Genomic DNA, 17,452 nt, shown 5'->3' with positions numbered 1-17,452 from the left:
CGCTGGCCATGCTCAGGAAGAGACTCGCTACGGCCGCTCTAAATCGATGGTCAAGCGCCATAGCGCCTGGCCACTTTGATCATACTTGGCTTCGAACGGCGTCAGATAATCGCCGCTGGGCGTTACTTGTGCCACCGCCGCCTCGCGACCGGTGACCACCTGTACGGCCTGGGCAAACTCCTCCACGTAGAGGTCCCAGTTCGAGCGCAGCTCCAGCCGCCCACCCAGCGCCAACAGTGTGGGGAAAACCGGGTGACCATGCCAGCGCATTTTCAAGTGGGCCGACTTGGGGTAAGGGTTGGGATAGAGCAGATAATGACGCGCAGACGCCCACTGGGCTTCCCGCGCCAAACGCCAGAAATCCACCAGGTCAGCGCGCACCAGCAGCGCATTGCCCGGCAGCTCGCCGTGATCTCGCCCCAGCCGATCTGCGCTGCGGTCAACGCCGATCACACAGTGATCAGGGAACCTCTGCGCCAAACGGCGGGTCGATAGCCCGACCCCGCATCCTGCATCGATGATCAACGGTGCGGGATGCTGTCGCCGCCAGGCCTCCGCCTGCTCGAAAGCCAGGCGAGTATGGTCGGCGATGGGTTTGCGCAGCGGATGCGCCAAGGCACGCTCAACGCGCCGCACCACATCCTGGTGTGGGCCCGGTTGATTGGAAGTCACCGATCGTGAGGTGTGCTGCATGACATCCCCTGCATGAAAAAAACGTGATTCTACCAGTCTCCCGGCTGCGCGGCATGACGCCGTTGCTCGCCCGGTGCTATGATCACGCCAGAGTCGATGTTCAAGCTCACTATTAAGTTCAGGTAAGGCGCCATGAAAGGGCCCCCTGGCGATAACTGTCATTAAACACCACCGCACCACGAGGAACCCGGCTTGTCACACTTACCGGTGATTGTCGGCATGGGCGGCATCAATCCCGCCGGCAGAACCTCGGGCCATCAGGCCTTCCGCCGCACCGTGCTTGATGCTTTACCAGCCGATCAGCAGCGCCAGACACTGGAAGGCTTGGCCGCGCTCATGCGTCTTGCCGAGCACTCCGACCATGGATGGCAAGACAGCACAGGCCAGCCTATTGACTCGCCTGCCAGCCTGCTGCGTGAGCAGGTGCTCGACCACACCTTGATCCGTCGGAACGAGGACCCCCGCTTCCAGGCGCCGGGCCTACCTGCCAACCGCCGTGCAGAACTGGCGTTGGCAGAGCCCGTGCGCGTCACCCTGCGCCGTCGGCAACTGCCCGAGCAACTGCCGGAAGGCTGGGAAGTACGCGAGCTGGATGCACGAGAGGTAGAAGTGACCCTGCCGGCAGGCATGCTGGAGGTCCTGCTACCCGATGCCCAGGAACCCAAGGTTCAGGCCGCCGCACAGCTGCCCTCCGGGTTCGACCCGGCCAGCCTGTACCGCAGCGTGCATCATCCGCGCGGGTTGGCCATGGCCATTTTCGGGGCCAGCGACTGCCTCGGCGCCAGTGGCCTTGACTGGGAGACCCTGCGCCAGCAGCTCAACCCTGACCATATCGCCGTCTATGCGGGCAATTCGATTGGCCAATTGGATGACGAAGGCTGGGGCGGGCTGCTGAAAAGCCTGGTCAGCGGGCAGCGCGCAACGTCCAAGCAGATGCCCTTGGGGTATGGGCAGATGCCGGCCGATTTCCTCAATGCCTATGTACTGGGCAGCGTGGGCGGCACCGGCGCGGCCCTGGGCGCCTGCGCCAGCTTCCTCTACAACCTGCGCCTGGGCATCGACGACATTCGCGCCGGACGCCGCCGAGTGGTCATGGTCGGCACCGCCGATGCGCCGATCACCCCCGAGATCATCGAAGGCTTTCGGGCCATGGGCGCGCTGGCAGACGACGCCAGCTTGAAAGCCCTGGACGCCCTGACCCTGCTCACCGATGCCGACTACCAGCGCGCCTGCCGCCCGTTTGCCCGCAACTGCGGCTTCACCATGGCCGAAGCCAGCCAGTTCGTGCTGTTGATGGACGATGCGCTGGCCCTGGAGCTGGGGGCCGACATTCTGGGAGCCGTCCCTGACGTGTTCGTCAACGCCGACGGTTTCAAGCGCTCCATTTCGGCACCCGGGATCGGCAACTACATCACGCTGGGCAAGGCTGCGGCGCTGGTCAGGAACATGCTGGGAGAGACCGCGCTCAAGGAGCGTACCTATCTGCATGCCCATGGCACCAGTACGCCGAAGAACCGCACCACGGAATCCCATGTATTCGATGAGATTGCCCGCGCGAACGGAATCGAGCAGTGGCCGGTGGTAGCCATCAAGGCGTTCATTGGCCACTCCCAGGGCTCTGCGGCGGGCGATCAACTGGCCAGCGCACTGGGCAGCTTCGCCCACGGCCTGCTGCCGGGCATTCCCACCCTGGATGCAGTAGCCGATGACGTCTATGCCGAGCGGCTGCGCTTTTCCACGACGCCCCAGGCGTTCAGCGCCGATGCGGCCTTCATCAACGCCAAAGGGTTTGGTGGCAATAACGCCACCGGCGTGGTGCTGTCCCCCCAGGTCACCGAGCGGCTGCTCCTCCAGCGCCATGGCAGCGCTGCCGTGGAGGCCTGGAAAGCCAAGCGGGAAACCGTGCGTGCCCAGGCCGCCGCGTATCTCAGCCAGGCGGACAAGGGCCACTACGCCCCGCGCTACCAGTTTGGCGAAGCCGTGCTGGAAGGCCCGGAGCTGGATATCCAGGCAGACCGCATTCATATCCCCGGCTACCACCAGGCGGTATCGCTGAACGTCGACAACCCGTTTGGCTCACTGAACGGCGAGGGGCAGTCATGAGCGCCCCACGCCGCAATATCGCGGTCTACCCCGGCACCTTCGACCCCATCACCAATGGCCACTTCGATCTCATCGAGCGGGGTGCGCGCATGTTCGATCAGGTGGTCATCGCCGTGGCGGCCAGCCCCGGCAAACGCCCCGCCCTGGAGCTGCCGACCCGCATTGCGCTGGCTCAGGAGGTGTGCGCCTCGCTGGAGAACGTGTCGGTGATCGGCTTCTCGTCGCTGCTCACCACCATGATGCACGAACAGGGCGCGACGATCATTCTGCGCGGCCTGCGCGCCGTCTCGGATTTCGAGTACGAGCTACAGCTGGCCAACATGAATCGCGCCCAGAACCCCGAGCTGGAAAGTGTCTTTCTGACGCCTGCGGTGGAAAACTCCTACATCTCTTCGACCATCGTGCGTGAAATCGCCAAGCTGGGCGGCGATATTTCAGCACTGGTGCATCCGCAGGTCGCAGAGGCGCTGCGTAAGCACTACACTGGTTAACCATCGCTATTGTTGAGTAAAACACTCGGGTATATCACCGCCCGAGTGTTCCGCCATTCGTGAGGTATGCCCATGGCCCTGATGATTACTGACGAATGCATTAACTGCGACGTCTGTGAACCCGAATGCCCCAACGATGCCATTTCTCCCGGCGAGGAGATTTATGTCATCAACCCCAACCTGTGCACCGAGTGCGTTGGCCACTTCGACGAGCCTCAGTGCCAGCAGGTTTGCCCGGTCGACTGTATTCCTCTGGACCCGGAACGTCCCGAGACTCAGGAACAGCTGATGGAGAAGTATCGCATCATCACTGCAGCCTGACCCGTGCGTATCTGGGCGTTAGCCTGGCCCATCATCCTCTCCAACATCACCGTCCCGCTGCTGGGACTGGTGGATACCGCCGTGGTGGGCCACCTGCCCGACCCCCGCTACCTGGCAGGCGTCACGCTGGGGGCCACCCTGTTCAGCTTTCTCTATTGGGGCTTCGGGTTCCTGCGCATGGGCACCACTGGCCTGGTGGCGCAAGCCATGGGGCGCGATGCACCAAGCGATGTACGCAACCTGCTGGGCCAGTCGCTGATCATCGCCGCCGGGATTGGCGTGCTGCTGATCCTGCTGGGCTCCCCCTTGATCTCGCTGGGGCTGTGGCTGCTGGACGGCAGCGCCGAGGCCACCCCGCTGGCCCGGGAATACGCTGAAATCCGACTCTGGTCGGCCCCTGCCGTGCTGGCCAACTATGCCATCCTGGGCTGGTTTCTGGGGCAGCAGAATTCCCGAGTGACGCTGATGATCCTGCTGCTGACCAACGGTGTGAACATCCTTCTGGACGTTTGGTTCGTGGTGGGGCTGGGCATGACCAGTAACGGCGTTGCGCTGGCCAGCGTGCTGGCCGACTACAGCGCGCTGGCGTTTGGCGGTTATCTGGTGATGCGCCAACTGGGGCTTCTCGAGGGCCACTTTCAGCGCCAGCGGCTGCTGGCATGGAACGCCTATGCGGCGCTGTTCAATGTCAACGCCAACCTGTTCGTGCGCACACTGGGGCTGCTGTTCGCCATGGCATTCTTCACCGCTCAGGGGGCTCGCCAGGGGGATACCGTGCTGGCCGCCAACGCCGTGCTGCTGCAGTTCATCATGCTGACCAGCTACGCTCTGGATGGCTTTGCCCACGCCGCAGAATCGCTGGTGGGCAGAGCCTACGGGCGCCGTGATTGGCCAGCATTCGCCGCCACCGTCCGGGCCACGGCACGCTTCTCCTTCTGGACCGCCGGGGCCGCCGCCCTGCTGTTTGCCCTGTTCGGCAACCAGCTGATTGCCCTGCTCACCGGGCTGGAAGAAGTGCGCGCGGTGGCCGCCGTCTATCTGCCCTGGATGGTGCTGATGCCGTTGATCGCCGTGTGGAGCTACCTGCTGGACGGCGTTTTCATTGGCACCACCGCCGTCAGCCAAATGCGTAACAGCATCTTTGCCGGGCTGGCCGTCTACCTGCCCTGCTGGTGGTGGCTGCAGGATGCTGGCAATCATGGCCTGTGGCTGGCACTCACCCTGTTCACCGTGACACGTTCGCTGGTGCTGATTCTCTATTACCGCCACTACCGGCGCACCCGGTGGTGCGACCATCCAGCTCGCTAAGCTAGCGTTGAAGCCCACAACGGGCGGCTTTGGCCAATTACGCTAACGTGAGCTTGAGGGGGCCGCTCCGTGAGTCGTCGAGGGGTGAAAATTATGCCGCACCGCCGTATATTAGCCGCGCACTTCCTAATAACGAATAAAGAGAGCACTCCATGCTAAAACTCATCTCGAAACCGGCGGTCAAGCTGGTCGAACGCTATTTACCCGACCCGTATATATTTGTGCTGCTGCTGACACTGGTAGCGGCGGTAGCGGCCATCGCCGTCGAGCGACAAACGCCCCTGGCCGTACTGCGCATGTGGGGAGATGGCTTCTGGGGACTGCTGACCTTCTCCATGCAGATGCTGCTGGTGCTGGTCACCGGCTTCATGCTGGCCAGCTCGCCGCCGGTCAAGCGCATCCTGCAGAAAATTGCCGGTACCGCCAAAACGCCGGGCGGGGCCATCATTCTGGTCACCCTGGTCTCGCTGGCCGCCAGCTGGATCAACTGGGGCTTCGGCCTGGTCGTCGGGGCCCTGTTCGCCAAGGAACTGGCCCGCCTGATCAAGGTGGACTATCGCCTGCTGGTGGCCAGCGCCTACTCCGGCTTCGTGGTCTGGCACGGCGGGCTCGCAGGCTCGGTGCCGCTCACCATCGCCACCGAGGGGCATTTCTCTGCCGATCAGATCGGCGTCATCAGTACCAGCTCGACGATTTTTGCCTTCTTCAACCTGGCCATCGTGGTGTGTCTGTTCATTGCCGTACCGCTGGTCAATCGTCTGATGCTGCCGGATGAAAAGGACAGCGTGTATGTAGACCCCAGGCTGCTGGATGACGAGCCCGAGCCCGTCGGTCGCATTACCCGTCCTGCCGAAAAGCTCGAAAACAGCATGCCGCTGGCCCTGCTGGTGGGTGTACCTGGCCTGCTGTTCTTGCTGGACCACTTCCTGCTGCGCGGCGGCAGCCTGAACCTGAACGTGGTGAATTTCATGTTCCTGTTCCTGGCGATCGTGCTGCACCGCACGCCGCGCAACCTGCTTACCAGCCTGAACGAAGCCATCAAGGGCGGCGCGGGCATCGTCATCCAGTTCCCTTTCTATGCGGGGATCATGGCCATCATGGTGCAGTCGGGCCTGGCGCAGAGCATGTCGGAGTGGCTGGTCTCGTTTGCCACGGCTAACTCGCTGCCGTTCTGGTCGTTCATCAGCGCCGGTATCGTCAACCTGTTCGTGCCCTCCGGCGGCGGCCAGTGGGCCGTTCAAGCACCGGTCATGCTACCGGCAGCCGAAGCACTCGGAGCGGATATCGCTCGGGTCGCCATGGCGGTTGCCTGGGGCGACGCCTGGACCAACCTGCTGCAACCCTTCTGGGCGCTGCCGGTACTGGCCATTGCCGGGCTCAAGGCCAAGGACATCATGGGCTTCTGTCTGATCCAGCTGTTCATTACCGGCGCGATCATCTCGATAGGGCTGGTCTGGTTCTAAGCCACCCGCTACGCTGTTGACCACCCGCCCCACTCGGCCAGCGCGCCAGGGGGCGGGTATTTTTTGGCTTTCACAAGGTGATCTCCATGACCGACACGACGCTTGAACACAGCCCACTGCCTGGCCAGCACGAACTGTCCATGACGGTCCTGATGACCCCCGACATGGCCAATTTCAGTGGCAAAGTGCATGGCGGTGCTATCCTGAAGAAGCTGGACGAGGTGGCTTATGCCTGTGCCAGCCGCTACTCGGGCCACTACGTGGTGACGCTCTCGGTGGATCAGGTCCTGTTCAAGCAGCCCATCCATGTGGGTGAGCTGGTCACCTTTTTGGCCAGCGTCAATCACGTTGGCCGCTCCTCCATGGAAATCGGCATCAAAGTGGTGGCGGAAGACATTCGCGCCAAGCTGATACGCCACACCAACAGCTGCTACCTGACCATGGTGGCCGTGGACGAGCAGGGCAAACCGGCTCGCGTGCCGCCGCTGGCACTGGAGACGCCGCTACAGAAGCTGCGCTTCGAAAAAGCCGCCCTGCGCAAGAAGCTGCGCAAGCAGGCCGAACAGGAAGAGGAGCGGGCCCAGCAGCATCACCGGCAGCGCTAGTCGCTGCCCTATTCGTCATGACAAGGAGTCACCATGCCCATCAGGCGGCGCTACCCCCATCTGCCCAAGGGGGTCGAATACGCACATATCGGCTGGGATTTGCTGATCCTGACGGCAGTGGCCGTCAATTTGGGCCTGCTGCTGTTCGACTCGCTGTTTCTGATCGAGCCGCTCAATCAAGCCTTCGCCGCCATGGCCCCGAGCGCCCATGCGGCCTACGACACGACGATCCATAGCCGCTTCACCACCATCGACCTGATGTTTGTCGGCCTGTTCGTGGCCGATGTCCTGCTGGGCTGGACGGTGGCCATCGCCGAACGGCGCTATCACCGCTGGTTTTTCTACCCGTTCGTCCACTGGTACGACGTACTGGGCTGTATTCCGGTGGGCGGTTTCCGGCTGCTGCGCATCCTGCGTGTGGTGTCGCTGCTGCACCGCTTGCATCGGCTTGGTCTCATCACGGTCACCCAGTGGCCGCTCTACCGCTTCTTTGCCAAGTATTACGACATTCTGCTGGAAGAGCTCTCGGACCGTATCGCTCTGCGCCTGCTAGGCAACGTTCAACAGCAGATCACGTCCAGCGACTCCCTCTCGGAGCGGGTCATCGAGCGGGTCATCATGCCGCGCAAACGCCAGCTGATCCATGAGATCACCCAGCGCCTGGAAGCCACCGCAGGGCAGGCCTATCAGCAGAACCGCAGCGCCATCCAGACCGCCATCAGCGAGCTGGTCAGCCGTACGCTGCGCGAAAGCCCGGAGATCCGTCGCCTGCAGCGCCTGCCCATGGGGCACGCGGCATCCAGCGCCCTGGAAGCGTCGCTGAGCGGCGTTGCCCAGCGGCTGGTGGACGAGATTGCCCAACAGCTGCACTCCCCGGCCTTTCGCCGACTGTTGGAGCAGACCGCCGACAGCGGCTTCGATAGCTGGCTGCAGGTCGACCAGGGTAGCCAGCAGGTAACCGAGCAGGTGCTGCTGGATATCCTGGAGATGCTCAAGGAGCAGGTAGCGCGACAGCGCTGGAAAGATCGTTACGAGTGAGGCGGCTGGCCACGGGCCCTGGCATCAAACGGTGGTGGTGGCCAGCGGCGGCTGCGCCAGGCTGGCACGTACGGTGTTCAGCGCCGACACCAGGGCGGTCTGGTCCGGTGCTGCACCGATACAGATGCGTATGGCCTGAGGTGCCGGGGCACTGCCCACGCAGAAAGGCTCGGCGCTCTCCACCTTGACTCCCTCCTGCTGAAGCCGCGTACACAGCTCCAGGGCACGCACGCCCTCGGGCAGCGCCAGCCACACATTGCTTCCAGATGGCCGACGGCCCAGGGCATAGCCTGCCAGGAGCTGTTCGGCAAGCGTCTGGCGGGCCGTCAACTCACCGGTTTGCCAGGCCAGCAACTCGCTGGCCGCTGGCTGAGCAATCCAGTGGCAGACAACATCCACCATCAGCGGCGGCACCATCCAGCTTTGCGCCCGCACCCCCGCCGCAAGCCGCTCCAATAGCGCTGGCGGTGCACGCAGCACGCCGATACGCAGGCCACCCGCCAGCACCTTGGCCGTGCTGAACACGAACAGCGTGCGCTCCGGGGCCAGCTGGTAGAGCGGCGTACCGCGCTGCTCTACCGGCAGGTACTGAACGCCATCTTCCAGTAGCCATATATCGTATCGCCGGGCTAGCGCCACCAGCTGGGTGCGGCGCTCTTCGCTGAGGCAGGTGCCCGTCGGGTTGTTCTGATCGGGGGTCAGATAGATCAGCCGTGGCGGCTGGCGCGCGCACTGCGCCTCCAGCGCTGCCATGCTCATGCCCTCCTGGTCGAAGGGGATACCGACCATTTTCAGATGGGCCTGCTGCGCAGCGCTGATGGCGCCGGGATAGGTCAGGGCGTCGGCGGCGACCAGCTCGCCGGGGCGCAGCAGGGTGCTCAGCACCAGGCTGATGGCATGCTGCCCACCCTGGGTCACCAGCAGTTCGTCGGCCGCCAGGGCCATGCCAAGCCGGCCCAGCCAGCGTGCCAGCAGCTGGCGATGGTGCTCGCTCCCTTGCGCCCCGGAGTAGGTAATTCCGCGTTTCAGCACGTCCGGTTCGCTGCTCAGGGCCTGCAGCGCCGTACTCAGCGCCTGGGCTCTCAATGGATGGGGCGGCGGCAGGCTCAAGCTGAGGTCGGTCAGACCGCTCTCCCGCTCATGGAGCGTATCGAAGACGTGGCGAGCTTGGAGCGGCTTGACATAGGTGCCACTGCCCACACGAGCCGTGACCCAGCCGCGGTGCTCTGCTTCGGCATAGCCGCGGGTGACCGTACCTACCGTGACGCCCAACACATCGGCCAGATGCCGCTGAGGTGGCAAGCGCGTACCGGGCGCCAGCTCACCCCGCTGGATGGCCTCTCCGATGGCCAGCGCAATGGCGCGATAGCGAGGACCGCTATGCGAATCAATATGTGGCACCCAAATTGTCATGGTGACAATAAAAACCTTTGACGGTGATCAAGGGGCAATTATGCTGGAAATCAGGCAGGCAAAACAACTCAAACCAAAAATTGTATGGGTACAAAATGAACAGTGAATGGCTAGTATTGGGCCCGGCAGCGCTTTACATGATGTCCATGACACTCACCCCAGGGCCTAACAACCTCATGCTGACCGCCTCCGGGGCCAACTTTGGCTTTCGGCGCACGCTGCCTCACATGTGGGGCATTCTGGGCGGCTGTTTTTTGCTGTTCTCGGCCATAGCGCTGGGGCTTGGCGTTCTGTTCGAACGCTTTCCCGTGGTGCAGAACCTGCTGCGCTGGGCAGGCAGCGGCTACTTGCTGTACCTGGCCTGGAAGATCGCCACGGCACCGCCGCCCAACCTGAACCGCCAGCAGCGCAGTGTGCCGCTCACCTTCTGGCAGGCTGCCATGTTTCAGTTCGCCAATCCGAAAGCGTGGGTGATGGGACTGGCCCTCATGGCCAGCTTTTTGCCGCAGAGCGGGCAGCCCGTGGTGAACGCCCTGGTATTGGCAAGCTTTGCCGAACTGGTCGCGCTACCCTGCATTGCCCTCTGGGCCGCGTTTGGCAGCGCCATCGGGCAATGGATCAAGAGCGACCGGGCATGGCGGGCCTTCAACATCACCATGGGGGTGCTCACCGCTGCCTGCGTATGGCTGATACTGCGTTAGCCGCAGCGCACGGCCTCGATCAGTTCGTCACTGCCCAACACAATGTTCAAACGATCTTCCCGGTAATCCATGGTCGCCGCGCTGTCAGGCCGCAATACCCGCACATGCCGGGAACCGCTCTCGTCGCGCAGCGCTTCGACAAGGGCTTCGTCGAAAGGCGAGCCAATGGCATGGGCCACGGCATCGGCATCACAGACCGCCTCGGCGTCCACCGGCGCGCTGCCGACCACGGGAGGTTCGGGAGCTGGTTCACTGGGAGCCTGGGACGTACAAGCGGCCAGCAGCAAGGCAGCCAGCAGTGCCGTCAGGGCACGTGTATGTCGGAAGGTGAAACGGGGAAGTGGCATGCGTGTTCCTCAAGAAAAGCGCTTAATGGTCGTCCTCTAAAAGCAAGGGTCAGGCATGACTGCCTGACCCTTGCTTGCTCAAAGCCCGCCTTGATCAGCTAGCGGCATCCTGAACGGCACGACCACCTTCCTGAACATCCTGGCCTGCGCCTGCCACGGTATTACAGCCCGCCAGCGCACCGGCAGTGATCAGCAGGATAAAACTTGTCGCCAGTAATTTTTTCATCATGTTCTCCTTAACAAGTGATGTCGCCTTCGAGCCTCCCTTCGTCGAGAACGAAGCGGCTCCCGTCTTAGCGTAACAGATTTTCGGTATTTCGCCTGCTATGCTGCAGCCTTGAACCTACGCTTGCCATCAAGCCCCACCTGGAGACGTCACTTGGCCGACCTGATTCTCGACCCTCGCCTGGAAGCAGACACTTTCCCACTGGCCGACTTGCCCCTGTGTCGTGTGCTGCTCATGAACGATGCCCGTTACCCTTGGGTGGTGCTGGTGCCCCGCGTCAACGATGTCAGCGAAGTCTTCGAGCTAAGCGACACAGACCAGGCCCAGCTGTGGCGAGAAGCTTCGGCCCTGGGAGCGGCCATGAAAGAGGCCTATCACGGCGACAAACTCAATATCGCCACCCTGGGCAATGTGGTGAGCCAACTGCACCTTCACGTAGTGATCCGCTACCGCGACGATGCCAGCTGGCCAGCCCCGGTATGGGGCAACGGCACGCCTGAGCCGTATGAGCTTCCCGGCCAGGGCAAGCAGCGTGAACAGCTGCTCGCCCTGATCAATGGCTTGAGCGTCTAGGCTGCCTCAGCCGCCGGGCAGTACACTGCGACTCGGCGGCTCGCTCAGCAGCGGGCCGCTGGCAGGCTGCGCTGCTCCCGCCAACGACAAGGAGACGCCCAGCGCCACGATCAGCGCGCCCCCCGTGAGGGCGACCCATCCCGCGACTTTCTCCACCACTTGCTGGCTCTGCTGTCGTTCCAGCCGCCGTGTCGCCCAGCCCCGCGCCACGATACTGGCCATGGCCAGCGCCGAAACGGTGATACCGGTACCGAGCGACATGACCAGCACCGAGGCCACCCCCACATGGAACTGCCCCAGCAGGCTGGCAGCCCCCAGCATCAACACGGCCCCGGTACAGGGGCGCATGCCAATGGCCCCCACCGTCATCAACGCAGTACGCCACTCCAGCGCCTGCTGTGGCTCGATATGGTGGGCTCCGCCGCAGCAGTGGGCATGATCGTGGCTGTGGCTGTGGCTGTGCTCATGATGGTGGGGCTCGGCCACCGGCGCCTGCGCACGATGGGCGTGGCGCAGTTGCCTGATGGCACGCCAGCATAGCCAGACGCCCAGCAGCGCCACCAGCAGAAAGCTCGCCTGTTCCACCCAGACCACGCTCCCCATGGCCTGCCGAGTGACCCACCCCAGTCCGTGCACCAGCACCACGACCATGACGATGGCCGTCACACCCTGCAGCAAGGAAGCCGCAAACGACAGCCCCAGTGCACGCCGGGTCGCTCCCCCATGGGAAGCCAGGTAAGTGGCCAGCACCGCCTTGCCATGACCAGGCCCCGCAGCATGAAACACGCCATAGGCGAAGCTGACTCCCAGCAGCGTCATCCACGCACCCGTAGACGGCGTGCGGGAGAGTTCCGTGATGGCCAGCGTCAGGCTGCGATGCAAGTCGCGCTGCCAGCCCAACAACTGATAGCTGACGCCCTGCAGATTGCTTTGCACGACCCAGACCAACAGGATGGCACACAGAATACCGCCTGCTGCCCAGGCCAACTGTTGTCGTGTTACCGGCATCCTCCCTCCACGGCAAAAAAGTTATAAAGTAACAAATTGATATACGATAGCAGGCGTCTGCGTCAGCGGCAATCCACCCTGCCGGTCTCGGCAAAGTGGCGGCCCAGGCCCGGCTCACCCTCTTCGTCCACGTCCAGCAGGGCTGCCTGCAGCACCAGTTCGGGGTCTGGATCGGCCGCGATGATGCTCAGCTCGCAGGCGGGCTCGCCATTCAACACCAGCGCCCCCTTGCTGGGGCCATCGTTATCGGCCTCATGCACCACTTCGATGTAATAGGTAGGGTCAAAGACCTGGTACTCCAGCACGTTGCCTTGCAACGGCTGAGGGCTCTCCAGGGGCAGTATGAACATGAAGGTCAAACGGCCATCCCGCTCCATGGCGGTATACTCCGTCACCTCGCCAAAGGCCAGGCGCTGGCGGTTGATACGCAGCTCGGTAAAGTAATGCTGGGGCACCAGATTGTCGCGGATATCGCTGCCCAGCTGGTCCAGGCCCTCTTCCAGCGACGCGCCGGGCACCTGCTGCAGCTCCTCGAACACCACCAGGCTGTAAAACGGATCCATGCGCCAGGTTTGATGCACGCCAGTGGCCTCACCCGCCTCGTTGGTGATCACGCGCATGCTGAGATCGATCCAGCCATGGGGGTGCGCCCATACGTTACCACTGGCCAGCCCAAGCCCCATGCCCAGGGCTGCTCCTTTCATCCACCCCCAGCGTTTGGCTGTTTTCCACGTCACGGTAACTCTCCTAATCTGCTTTGCAACTCCACCAGCCACGGGTCCAGCACGTACGGGGGAATCGGCTGGCTGCCGCTGAGCGCAGATACCCGCACCAGCGTGCCGCCGCCCGATTCGCTCACTTGAAGCTGCAACCGGTAGCCGGGCCAGCGGGCCAGCACCGCTTCCGCCCGCCCCAGGGACATATCGGCATGGCGCACCACATACCCCTGTTCGATCATCATCGCGACGGCCTCACGGAACGTCTGCTCGGTATCGGCACGGTAGTGCAGGTCGCGGCTTTCCAGCGGCTGCGTCGTTGCACATCCGGCCAGCCACAGCAGTGTGACCAGCGCGGCTCCCCACTTGATGAAACGGCTCATAAGCCCCCCTGCCCCTGGGCCTGTTGAAAGGCCGTTTGAAAGCGTCCGCAAAAGTCATCGTTACTGGCGCTGTAGGCCTCGCGCTGCTCACCGAAGTGATCGAAACGGCGAATGTCCCGAGACAGGCGTAGCTGCGCATCACTGACCAGCACCGATACACGCTCCACTTCCGTGGGCGTTTGCCCGGCGCCCGCACCAAAACGCCCGCCCACGCCCAGGCCGATGCTGGAGCCGCGTCCCACGCCCATCCCGCCAAACAGCCGGAAGCCGCTGCCGTAGGGGGAGTAATAATCATAACGGTCATAATATCCCACCAGCTCGCGCTCGCGGGAGGCGCTGACCAGGCCAAGCCGAGTGTCGGTGGCGTCCAGGCTAAAGCCCCACGCTTCCAGCACATCGACAGCACGAGTGACCGCCGCCAGGGAGTCGGCTGCCTGATGGACCGGGAATGCACAGGCCGCAGCAGGCCCAGGCTCGGCCTGGGGCAAGCGGTCTGGCACTGTCTGGCAGCCGGCCAAGGCCAGCAGGCAGGTCATGCTGATCGGGATAACCTTCATGTGAATTCCTCTTGCCCTTTGTGCGACTGGTGTGCGGTCCAGCAGCACGCTAAGCTCGCTGGCTAACACGAAAAAGAACGACAATACGCTGAGACAACGTTTCAAGGAGATTGTGCGATGAATGTACTGCTTTGCCCGGATAGTTTTAAGGATGCCCTGAGCGCCGAACAAGCGGCCCAGGCCATGGCACACGGCATTACACGGGCGGCACCCTCGGCCATCACGCACCTCTGCCCGCTGGCCGATGGCGGCGAGGGCAGCCTGGATGCCTTGATGGCAGCCACTCAGGCAGAGTGTCGCACGCTCACCGTTCAAGATGCCCTGGGCAGACCCCGCCAGGCCCGCTGGGGCTGGCTTGGCGAGCAGCGTACCGCGTTTATCGAGCTGGCAGAAGCCAGTGGCCTGCAGCACTTGAACAGCGACGAGCGCAACGCACTGCATACCAGCACCCATGGCGTGGGCGAACTGCTCCTGGCGGCCCTGGACGCCGGTGCCACCCAGGCCCTGCTCCTGCTGGGCGGTAGCGCCACCAACGATGCGGGCGCCGGCATGCTTCAGGCGCTGGGGGCCAGGCTGCTCGACCAGCACGACCAACCGCTGCCTCCCGGTGGGGCTGCCCTGCAGCAGCTGGCCACGCTGGACCTCACCACCCTGGACCCGAGGCTGGCCAGCCTGGACGTCACGGCCGCCGTGGACGTGGATAACCCGCTGCTCGGTGAGCGCGGTGCCAGCGCCGTGTTCGGGCCGCAAAAGGGGGCCAGCCCCGACGACGTGGCCACCCTCGACCGCGCTTTGGGGCACTTTGCCACGCTCGCCGTAGAAGCCCTGGGTCGCGATGACCGAGACATGCCAGGCGCGGGTGCCGCGGGCGGCATGGGCTTTGCCGCCAGCAGCTTCTTGAACGCCAGACTCTCGCCGGGTATCGACATGATCATGCAGCAAGCCCAGGTGAGCAGCCTGCTGGCCAAGGCGGATCTGGTGATCACCGGCGAAGGCCGCCTGGATGGCCAGAGTCTCTCTGGAAAGACCCCGATTGGCGTGGCCCGCGCCGCCCAGCGCCTGGGTAAGCCGGTCATCGTGCTGGCGGGCAGCCTGGGGGAGGGCTGGCAGGCCTGCTTGAATGAAGGCGTGACCGCCGCCTTTGCCCTGGCCGATGGCCCCATGGGCCTGGAAGACGCCCTGCCGCGTACCGCTGAACTGCTCAGCGACCGCTGCGACAGCATAGCCCGGCTGTGGCTGGCCCATTGACGGCGGCGGCCCCCTTGAAAAATCGCCGGGTCGCCAACATCTCTTGATAAGTCGCGATGAGTCAGCCGTCGCCAGCTCACCGCCGGTCATGGCAGGCCGCTATGGTAGCGATGCAAAAAACCTGTTTTGCATTGGCCAACCAGGGCCTTAAGCTGGAAAAAACGAAACGATGGAGGAGCAGACAATGGAAGATACCAACAGCATTGGCCTACACGAAGGCAGCGCCAGCCAGCTTGCGGAAAAGCTGAATCATCTACTGGCCAACTACCAGATTTTCTACATGAACGTGCGGGGCTACCACTGGAACGTCAAGGGTAACGACTTTTTCGAGCTGCATGCCAAGTTCGAAGAGTTCTACACCGACCTGCTGACCAAAGTGGACGAAGTCGCCGAACGCATCCTGACTCTGGGGCACAAGCCTGTCCACGCCTACAGCGACTACATCGCCCTGTCGCGCATTCAGGAAGACAAGGACGTTCACGACGGCAAAACCTGCGTCAAAGGCGTGCTCACCGGATATCAGACATTGATCGAGCTGCAGCGCGAACTGCTGTCGCTGGCCTCGGACGCCGACGACGAAGGTACCGCTTCTCAGGCGGGCGATTACATTCGCGAGCAGGAAAAGACCGTCTGGATGCTCAACGCCTACCTGGGCAAGTAGGCCTCTCGGCGGCGCACCGCCGAGACACCACCCACGGCACCCTTGCGGTGCCGTTTTTGTTGCCCGCCAATGTTGCTGGGCGGGCATGGCAGATCAGACCTGGCGACTGGCCGAGTCGGCGGTTTGCCTGGCCAGGGTTTCGATCAGATCACGCAGCATGGCCCAGAACTCCGCCACGGAAGCGATTTCGACGCGCTCGTCCGGTGAGTGAGCCCCGCGAATCAAGGGCCCGAACGAGATCATGTCCAGATGAGGGTACTTGCTGCCCAGAATCCCGCACTCCAGTCCGGCATGAATGACCTTCACCTCCGGAGCATGCCCCATCAGCGCCGCATGGCGAGTGTTGAAGGTGGCCAGCAGCGGGCTTTCCGGGTTGGGCGCCCAGCCTGGGTAACCATTTTCGACCTTTACGCGGGCACCCATCAGCCCGAACAGCGCCTGGAAGCGCCCGGCCATGGCCATCGCTGCGCTGTCGTGCAGCGAGCGCACCAGCGCGCAGAGGTGAAAACGTCCCTGCTCCACGCTCAGCACGCCAAGATTGTTGGAGGTTTCGACCACTCCCGGCACATCGGCGCTCATCCGCTCGACCCCACAAGGAGCCGCATGCAAGGCGGCCAGCAGCATGGCGCTGGCGTCGCGGGTCAGCGGTTCGGCCTCGGCAGGGGCCGCTTGCGTAGCCGTCAGCACCAGGCCAGGATCACCGCTTCCCAGCTCCGCCTTGAGCGTTCTGGCAAGGGTTTCCACCGTGGCCAGCGCGGCCTCGACATCGTCGGCGGGCAGCGCCACCTGGGCAAAGGCTTCACGGGGAATGGCATTGCGCAGGGTGCCGCCCTGATAGCTCACCAGCCGTGCATCGAAGGCTTCCAGCGCCCACAGCACGCGTACCAGCAGTCGGTTGGCGTTGCCCAGCGGCTTGTCGATATCCATGCCCGAATGACCGCCCTTGAGGCCGGTCAAGGAGAGCGAGATGACCTGCTCATCGGGCTGCAGCGCAGTACCAGGCAGCTGGGCATCCACCACCACGTCGGCACCGCCCGCGCAGCCGATGTAGACCTGGCCACGGTCTTCACTATCGAGGTTGAGCAGCAGTGAGCCCTCGAGCCACTGCTCGGCCAGATTGAGCGCCCCACCCATGGAGGTCTCTTCCTCCAGGGTGAACAGCGCTTCCAGCTGCCCGTGGGTCAGTTCCGGGTCCTCCAGCACGGCCAGAATGGCGGCCACGCCCATGCCATTGTCGGCCCCCAGCGTGGTGCCTTCGGCGTGCAGCCACCCCTCCTTGACCACCGTGCGAATGGGGTCCCGCGTGAAATCGTGGGCCTGGCCAGCGTTGGCCTGCGCCACCATATCCAGGTGCCCCTGCAGGATGATGCCCGGCGCTGCCTCACACCCTGGCGACGCGGGCTTCTGGATACGCAGGTTGCCGAAGGCATCCCGGTCATGGGCAAGTCCCAGGCCATCGGCCCAGGCTTCCAGCTTGGCGACCAGCGCTGCCTCGTGGCCCGATGGCCGAGGGGTATTACACAGCGTGCGAAAATGCTGCCACACCAACGTGGGCGCGAGCGCTTCTAGATGTGCGTTCATGGAAACTCTTCGTCAT

General features: G+C 63.6%; 20 protein-coding genes. 11 read left to right on the top strand and 9 right to left on the bottom strand.

Going from position 1 to position 17,452, the window contains the following annotated elements; translation table 11 throughout:
- Positions 1-27: 27 nt before the first annotated feature.
- Entirely contained in the window at positions 28-693 is a 666-nt protein-coding gene (gene trmB / locus IE061_RS03675) for a tRNA (guanine(46)-N(7))-methyltransferase TrmB (protein ID WP_193461011.1), read from the bottom strand.
- Positions 694-912: 219 nt separating this feature from the next.
- Here trmB and IE061_RS03670 point away from each other — a divergent pair, with 219 nt between their 5' ends.
- The 7 genes from IE061_RS03670 (at position 913) to IE061_RS03640 (ending at position 8,022) form a co-directional block, all read left to right on the top strand.
- A complete protein-coding gene (locus IE061_RS03670; protein ID WP_039182882.1) occupies positions 913-2,796 on the top strand; it encodes a beta-ketoacyl synthase in 1,884 nt (627 codons plus the stop codon).
- Positions 2,793-3,287 (top strand): pantetheine-phosphate adenylyltransferase, encoded by a 495-nt coding sequence (coaD, locus tag IE061_RS03665; RefSeq protein WP_189463903.1) that lies wholly within the window; start codon positions 2,793-2,795, stop codon positions 3,285-3,287. Before IE061_RS03670 ends, coaD begins: the two co-directional genes overlap by 4 nt.
- Before the next feature lie 72 nt (positions 3,288-3,359).
- A complete protein-coding gene (locus tag IE061_RS03660; RefSeq protein WP_039182874.1) occupies positions 3,360-3,608 on the top strand; it encodes a YfhL family 4Fe-4S dicluster ferredoxin in 249 nt (82 codons plus the stop codon).
- A 3-nt stretch (positions 3,609-3,611) separates the two neighbouring features.
- A complete protein-coding gene (locus IE061_RS03655) occupies positions 3,612-4,916 on the top strand; it encodes an MATE family efflux transporter (protein ID WP_096921491.1) in 1,305 nt (434 codons plus the stop codon).
- 152 nt (positions 4,917-5,068) lie between these two features.
- The gene (locus IE061_RS03650; RefSeq protein WP_096921492.1) at positions 5,069-6,379 is read left to right on the top strand and encodes a short-chain fatty acid transporter; all 1,311 of its coding nucleotides are present in this window, start codon (positions 5,069-5,071) and stop codon (positions 6,377-6,379) included.
- A gap of 86 nt (positions 6,380-6,465) precedes the next feature.
- Positions 6,466-6,984: an acyl-CoA thioesterase gene (locus IE061_RS03645; RefSeq protein ID WP_039182865.1), complete on the top strand. Its 519-nt coding sequence runs from the start codon at positions 6,466-6,468 to the stop codon at positions 6,982-6,984.
- A 33-nt stretch (positions 6,985-7,017) separates the two neighbouring features.
- Complete coding sequence (locus IE061_RS03640; RefSeq protein WP_193461010.1) at positions 7,018-8,022, top strand: ion transporter; 1,005 nt, start codon at positions 7,018-7,020, stop codon at positions 8,020-8,022.
- 24 nt (positions 8,023-8,046) lie between these two features.
- Here IE061_RS03640 and IE061_RS03635 read toward each other — a convergent pair whose 3' ends face one another.
- Positions 8,047-9,435 (bottom strand): aminotransferase-like domain-containing protein, encoded by a 1,389-nt coding sequence (locus IE061_RS03635; RefSeq protein WP_193461009.1) that lies wholly within the window; start codon positions 9,433-9,435, stop codon positions 8,047-8,049.
- Positions 9,436-9,530: 95 nt separating this feature from the next.
- Here IE061_RS03635 and IE061_RS03630 point away from each other — a divergent pair, with 95 nt between their 5' ends.
- On the top strand, positions 9,531-10,136 hold the full coding sequence (locus IE061_RS03630; protein ID WP_039182856.1) for a LysE family translocator: 606 nt from the start codon (positions 9,531-9,533) through the stop codon (positions 10,134-10,136).
- Here IE061_RS03630 and IE061_RS03625 read toward each other — a convergent pair.
- Entirely contained in the window at positions 10,133-10,483 is a 351-nt protein-coding gene (locus tag IE061_RS03625; protein WP_039182853.1) for an I78 family peptidase inhibitor, read from the bottom strand. The two genes, IE061_RS03630 and IE061_RS03625, sit on opposite strands and share 4 nt — an antisense overlap.
- A 94-nt stretch (positions 10,484-10,577) precedes the next feature.
- Positions 10,578-10,709, bottom strand: a complete 132-nt coding sequence (locus IE061_RS03620) for an entericidin A/B family lipoprotein (RefSeq protein WP_039182850.1) — start codon at positions 10,707-10,709, stop codon at positions 10,578-10,580.
- A 153-nt stretch (positions 10,710-10,862) separates the two neighbouring features.
- On the opposite strand from IE061_RS03620, the gene IE061_RS03615 reads away from it, so the two are divergent.
- Positions 10,863-11,282 carry an HIT domain-containing protein gene (locus IE061_RS03615; protein ID WP_096921495.1) on the top strand — a complete coding sequence of 140 codons (420 nt, stop codon included), beginning with the start codon at positions 10,863-10,865 and terminating at the stop codon, positions 11,280-11,282.
- Between the two features lie 6 nt (positions 11,283-11,288).
- On the opposite strand, the gene IE061_RS03610 is transcribed toward IE061_RS03615, so the two are convergent.
- From IE061_RS03610 to IE061_RS03595, 4 genes are all read right to left on the bottom strand, one after another.
- Positions 11,289-12,290, bottom strand: a complete 1,002-nt coding sequence (locus tag IE061_RS03610; protein ID WP_193461008.1) for a nickel/cobalt transporter — start codon at positions 12,288-12,290, stop codon at positions 11,289-11,291.
- A gap of 62 nt (positions 12,291-12,352) precedes the next feature.
- Positions 12,353-12,994 carry a DUF1007 family protein gene (locus IE061_RS03605; RefSeq protein WP_039182841.1) on the bottom strand — a complete coding sequence of 214 codons (642 nt, stop codon included), beginning with the start codon at positions 12,992-12,994 and terminating at the stop codon, positions 12,353-12,355.
- 29 nt (positions 12,995-13,023) lie between these two features.
- Positions 13,024-13,389 (bottom strand): lipoprotein, encoded by a 366-nt coding sequence (locus tag IE061_RS03600; RefSeq protein ID WP_016916090.1) that lies wholly within the window; start codon positions 13,387-13,389, stop codon positions 13,024-13,026.
- The gene (locus IE061_RS03595) at positions 13,386-13,946 is read right to left on the bottom strand and encodes a hypothetical protein (RefSeq protein ID WP_081136385.1); all 561 of its coding nucleotides are present in this window, start codon (positions 13,944-13,946) and stop codon (positions 13,386-13,388) included. The genes IE061_RS03600 and IE061_RS03595 overlap by 4 nt, the downstream gene beginning before the upstream one ends.
- Positions 13,947-14,063: 117 nt before the next feature.
- Between IE061_RS03595 and IE061_RS03590 the strand changes: the two genes are divergently transcribed.
- Positions 14,064-15,194, top strand: a complete 1,131-nt coding sequence (locus tag IE061_RS03590) for a glycerate kinase (protein ID WP_193461007.1) — start codon at positions 14,064-14,066, stop codon at positions 15,192-15,194.
- 184 nt (positions 15,195-15,378) lie between these two features.
- Positions 15,379-15,855, top strand: coding sequence for a Dps family protein (locus tag IE061_RS03585; protein ID WP_039182832.1), 477 nt, complete (start codon positions 15,379-15,381; stop codon positions 15,853-15,855).
- Positions 15,856-15,948: 93 nt separating this feature from the next.
- On the opposite strand, the gene IE061_RS03580 is transcribed toward IE061_RS03585, so the two are convergent.
- Positions 15,949-17,436 (bottom strand): aminoacyl-histidine dipeptidase, encoded by a 1,488-nt coding sequence (locus IE061_RS03580; protein ID WP_193461006.1) that lies wholly within the window; start codon positions 17,434-17,436, stop codon positions 15,949-15,951.
- Between the last annotated feature and the right edge of the window lie 16 nt (positions 17,437-17,452).

Origin of the sequence: Vreelandella hamiltonii (assembly GCF_014651795.1) — a bacterium.
GTDB classification, from domain to species: Bacteria; Pseudomonadota; Gammaproteobacteria; order Pseudomonadales; family Halomonadaceae; genus Vreelandella; species Vreelandella hamiltonii.
This window is presented reverse-complemented; position numbering and strand designations above follow the sequence as displayed.